Origin of the sequence: uncultured Gimesia sp., assembly GCF_937910335.1 — a bacterium.
GTDB lineage: Bacteria > Planctomycetota > Planctomycetia > Planctomycetales > Planctomycetaceae > Gimesia.
The window spans coordinates 1-4690 of sequence record NZ_CALEMX010000412.1 but is presented as its reverse complement, the minus strand read 5'-3'; the positions used below and the strand labels follow the sequence as shown (position 1 = coordinate 4690).

At 47.5% G+C, this 4690-nt stretch carries 4 protein-coding genes and 1 tRNA gene; 1 reads left to right on the top strand and 4 read right to left on the bottom strand.

The window, feature by feature from the left end; genetic code table 11:
- Nucleotides 1-145 precede the first annotated feature (145 nt).
- From Q0668_RS16250 to Q0668_RS16240, 3 genes are all read right to left on the bottom strand, one after another.
- Nucleotides 146-1780, bottom strand: coding sequence for a CehA/McbA family metallohydrolase (locus Q0668_RS16250; RefSeq protein ID WP_298866540.1), 1635 nt, complete (start codon nucleotides 1778-1780; stop codon nucleotides 146-148).
- 118 nt (nucleotides 1781-1898) lie between these two features.
- Nucleotides 1899-2216 carry a hypothetical protein gene (locus Q0668_RS16245; protein WP_298866538.1) on the bottom strand — a complete coding sequence of 106 codons (318 nt, stop codon included), beginning with the start codon at nucleotides 2214-2216 and terminating at the stop codon, nucleotides 1899-1901.
- A gap of 278 nt (nucleotides 2217-2494) precedes the next feature.
- Nucleotides 2495-3472: a GDP-mannose 4,6-dehydratase gene (locus Q0668_RS16240; RefSeq protein WP_298866536.1), complete on the bottom strand. Its 978-nt coding sequence runs from the start codon at nucleotides 3470-3472 to the stop codon at nucleotides 2495-2497.
- A 172-nt stretch (nucleotides 3473-3644) separates the two neighbouring features.
- On the opposite strand from Q0668_RS16240, the gene Q0668_RS16235 reads away from it, so the two are divergent.
- A tRNA-Val gene (locus Q0668_RS16235) sits at nucleotides 3645-3718 on the top strand.
- A 118-nt stretch (nucleotides 3719-3836) separates the two neighbouring features.
- Here Q0668_RS16235 and Q0668_RS16230 read toward each other — a convergent pair.
- The coding region (locus Q0668_RS16230; RefSeq protein ID WP_298866535.1) for a hypothetical protein at nucleotides 3837-4690 on the bottom strand (854 nt) is incomplete at its 5' end.

Here is a 4690-nt window from a genome sequence, read left to right as displayed (position 1 = left end):
TACCTGTAAAGAAAGAATGATAACAAAACAAGACGGGCATAAGAAATTTTTGAAGTGTGAAAACATACTGGCTCCAGCGGGGTGATACGGGCAGGATGAATGCGGGTCGGAGTGTTGACGGTTAATTCCTTACAGTTTATCTGGTTCACCGGGCCGTCGGCAACAAACGTTGATAGGTTTCCAGAGCCTGGCGATACTCATTTACACAACCGGCGTTCGAAACGCCCTTATTTCGCACGATTTCCTCTTCCAAACGACGGATCAAATATTGAACGGCTGCCCGTTTGGGACGCACAGGCTGACCGGGAACATCAAAATAGACCGGCGCCGTATGTGCAAATCGCATTCGCTCCACTTGATCTGCAGAAATGAAACGCTGATCTTTCGAAAAACAACGCACGATCACCCATGCCGAACCTTTTAATTTCAGCTTGAGATCAATGGCTGAGGTCAATGCAGAATCGGCTCCCCTTTGATTGGTGGGTTTGATCGTTTCTATCACATCGCCATTCACGACAACTTCGATCCGGGAAATCGGTTTCCAGTATCGTGCAGCACCTTCTAAATGACAAACATACTCTGCGCCTGCAGGTTTCTGATACGTTTTCCCCAAATGAGATTGGTTCACTTTCAGAGTTAACATCGGCCCGGTAGACACAAAACTGCGCCCCGCATCCAGGCCGGACATCCATTTCTCATAACTGAAACCATCTGGTAGATTCACATAAACGCGTCCAAATCCTAAAGGAACCGGATGCACTCCCGAAGCGGTTCCCGCGGTCGGACGCATTCGAAACCCGCAATTTAACATGCTGTAGTACATCTCGAATCCATAATGCATCCAACCATTTTCGGTAAAACCATCCTCTTCCATTTCAAAATCTAAATGAGTGGGACGCGTCTGCACAATGAAATTTTTGAAATGGAAATTCGTCCTCCAAATATGATTGTTACTTAACTCAAACAAATCCACGTCCATTACTGGCACCAGCATTAAAGACCAAGGCCAGGAATGTTTATCCAGATCGAGTAACGCTCCCTGTTTGCGGGCAGCCTTTGCGATGGGAGTGACGGGAGGCGCGCCCATCTTGAGAACTTCTTTTTGATTCAAAACAAAAACGGCACCTAACACATGACGTTTATTATTCACCTGCGTAATTTCATATTCCGTATTCAACGGATAATAAACGTGCGTCGGATCCACATATACAGCAGCCGCTTTGACGGCATCCTGGTCGGTATTCAAATTACCCCGCGAGGGAGGCTGATCGGAAATTGAAACCCAGTTGGTCAAGGGCAACGCGACATTCAAATCTTCTGCCAGCATCACATTCGGAAGTTCTTTTACCAGACGATGCACGTGGGTATCTCCGGAATACCAGCCCTGATTGGCCATATTCGCCCAGCGTTTTAATGAAACAGTTACCTCAACGGACTGATCCTTGACACGAATTTTTTCTACAGCGGGAATATATTCTTTGCCTCGAAAAGCAGAAATCCGATATTCTCCGGGAGGCAGGTCCACCTGGAATTCATGCGCTGACAATGTCACATGCTGTTCTATGCTGGTCGGGCTGCGCTGCTTATCATATTTGATTGCCGATCCTGCTTTGGCGACACTTTCTGCAAAATAGGCAGTGCCCGTCGCTGAATGAATTGACAGGCGGGCAGGTATGATCTTTCCCGTGGAAGCATCAACGACTTTCCCTTTCAGAACGGCCGCACTCAATGAGGGAAAGGGGATCAGACAGACAAAGAGCAGCAGCGCGAGGCGAAACATGTAAACATTCTCCGGCAAGCGTAGAATAGAAAGGTTGAAATCTCACCCTTTAGACTACACACAGGAGCATCATTTCCATAGTCTCACGGCAGTTTTTGAGTACGCCCTGATCATTTCGTTATTCAGGTAAAGGCAACATTTCGCCGGAAAATGGTTGCATGCTCTTCACCTGATAGCGGTTGTATTCGTAACGCGGAACGAGGCCCGTTCGCATTCGCGCATCACAGCGTTTTCCGCGATACATGTGGTACGAATAGCGCGGCCAGGGATAAGTGCTGGCCTTATATTGGCGACCGTAGCTCTCTTCTTCACACAACTCACATTTGGAAAGAAAAAATCGACCTCCGCCAGCCTCTGCTGTTTGCACCGCGAGACCTGGGCCAAACATTCCTGCTAAAACCGTCAAAGCGATTAACTTGATCCGGAATCCCTTCATCGTACTCTCCATTCCCTTGACCTGTGAAATGCTGGCCTGTGTATTGTTGGTTCGAGAACCACACTTACATCCATCATCGGGTCAGAAGAACTCTGGAAATGAGAACCCTCTCACTGCGACTCGAATCCGCACAAAATTCGGACTCAGGTTGTAAGGATTGTTCCGGCTCTGACAATTATATTAAGAGCACATTCTAAGAAAGCGTAGAAAAAATCTTCGTTCGACGATGATATAGAAGAATCCGCAATCGATCGAATTCACCCGAGAGGGACATCCTTTCAGACAAGCCCGCGGATTTTTTTCTTCGACGCAATGATATCATCCAGGATCGCGTCCAGTTTGACTTGTGGCTTACGACCTAATGTTTTCTCCAGCCGGCCTAAATCGGGAACACGACGGCGGACATCTTCGAAGTCTTCATTATATGCTTTGTTATAAGGCAGGTATTCGATTTTGACTTCCGGATTGACCTTCGCAATGATTGCTTCCGCCAGTTCGCAAATCGAAACCGGTTCATCACTGCCGATGTTATAGACCTGGCCTTTCGCGTCATCCAGATTCGTCAGATCAATCACACAATCTACGATCTCCGACACATGCCCGAAACACCGAATTTGGGTTCCATCATCAAATACTACCACCGGTCCACCATCAAGGGCCTGCTCAATAAAGCTGGGAATCACCATTCCATACTGTCCCACTTGACGAGGTCCCACAACATTGAAAAAACGTCCGATTCTTACATCCAAACCGTACTTCTGGTGATACGCGAGCGCCAAAAATTCATCAATGGCTTTGGACGCACCATAAGCCCAGCGCGGCCGCGTTGTTGGACCGAAATGCAGATCGTCTTCTTCAGTCCAGCGTTCTTTGGGGTTTTTTCCATATACTTCGCTAGTGGAAGCCAGGAAAAACTTATGCCCTCCCTGCACCGCATGTCGCAGCAAAACTTCCGTCGGGTAAATATTGGTTTCAATCGTACGTACGGGATTATCTGCAACCAGTTTTACACCCACAGCTGCCGCCAGATGATAGATCGTATCGACCCCCTGCACCATTTCCGCCATCAGAACCGGATCGGTAATCGAACCCGTACGAAACGTGAACTGCGGATGATCTATAATTGAATCCAGATTCTGCAAAAATCCGGTCGATAGGTCATCGACGGCAGTAACTTGTTCTCCCTGCTGGATTAATTGTTCACAAAGATGGCTTCCAATAAATCCCGCACCACCGGTGACCAGACAATGAGACATATCACAATTCTTTCAAGAGAGAAGGAAAAACCATAGAAAACTAAAATCTGTCAAGGCTTAAAACAGTTTACACGCTAGAGTTGCATTTCGCTACGAACCTGCCATAATATCGGGGTGTCATCTATGATGATGCAGGAAATTGATCGGTTTTACCGATACAAATCAAACATTCGGGCGATTAGCTCAGTTGGCTAGAGCATCTCGTTTACACCGAGAGGGTCGGGGGTTCGAGCCCCTCATCGCCCATTCGATAGCAGTTTTACCTGCTATCCAAAACCATAAAAGCCCCTGTTTTACGTATGTATAAACAGGGGCTTTTTCTTTTTAGTCAGTCCTTCTCAACTGGCTGGCCTGATTTTCTGCTCTACTCAGATCGAACCAGTTTCCAAACGTCGCTCTGCATGTTGTTACCGGCGACCATCCAGAGAGCGTTATTGAAAACATAAACGCTGGCCGCGTGTCGAGGTTTCCAGGGTGTGTCCGGTATTTCGTACCAGTTCACACCGTCGTCTGAATGCCAGACATCGTTGCGATTGCCTTTGGCATACCCTTCCAGAACCCACATTCTGCCATCAAAGGCAGCAACTTCGTGGTATTGCCTGGGTTCCCACGGTGTGGCTTTCGCATGGGATTGCCATTTCACACCATCTTCAGAACTCCAGACATCATTAAAGTATTTTCGCTGTGGAGTTTGTGGGGTATCGTAGGTTCCCCCTCCCAGGATCCACATGCGATCTTTGAAAACGACATTACCACCAATCATGCCGCGCTGTGGCCAGAACGGTTCCTGAGGTGTGACTTGGGTCCAATTGATACCGTCTGTTGTATTCCAGATGTCGCGATAAAAGACTTCTTTTCCGCCGCCAATCTGAGGCAGGCTCTGCCCACCCATGATCCATATTTTGTTGTTAAAAACCAATGTATAATGCAGCACACGTGGTCCCCACGGAACCGGCTTTCCTTTATTGACGTAATTCCACGACTTTCCATCTGAAGAGTTCCAAACGTCAAATTGATAATGTCCCTGATTTGCATCGCCGCCGACGATCCACATCTTGTCTTTATAAACGACATAACCAGCGGTATGCCTGCCTTCCCAATCCAGCTGTGGATCAAAACTACGGTCTTTAAACGTGTTCGGCCTGACTAATTTCCAATCGGCCCCATTCTTCGACTTCCATACTTCATTATTGCACGCCCGTGGAAAAAACGTTTTAT

Bases quoted from the DNA above. Each gene is read 5' to 3' on its own strand.
- Q0668_RS16250 (WP_298866540.1), bottom strand. From the start codon at position 1,780: ATGTTTCGCCTCGCGCTGCTGCTCTTTGTCTGTCTGATCCCCTTTCCC.
- Q0668_RS16245 (WP_298866538.1), bottom strand. From the start codon at position 2,216: ATGAAGGGATTCCGGATCAAGTTAATCGCTTTGACGGTTTTAGCAGGA.
- Q0668_RS16240 (WP_298866536.1), bottom strand. From the start codon at position 3,472: ATGTCTCATTGTCTGGTCACCGGTGGTGCGGGATTTATTGGAAGCCAT.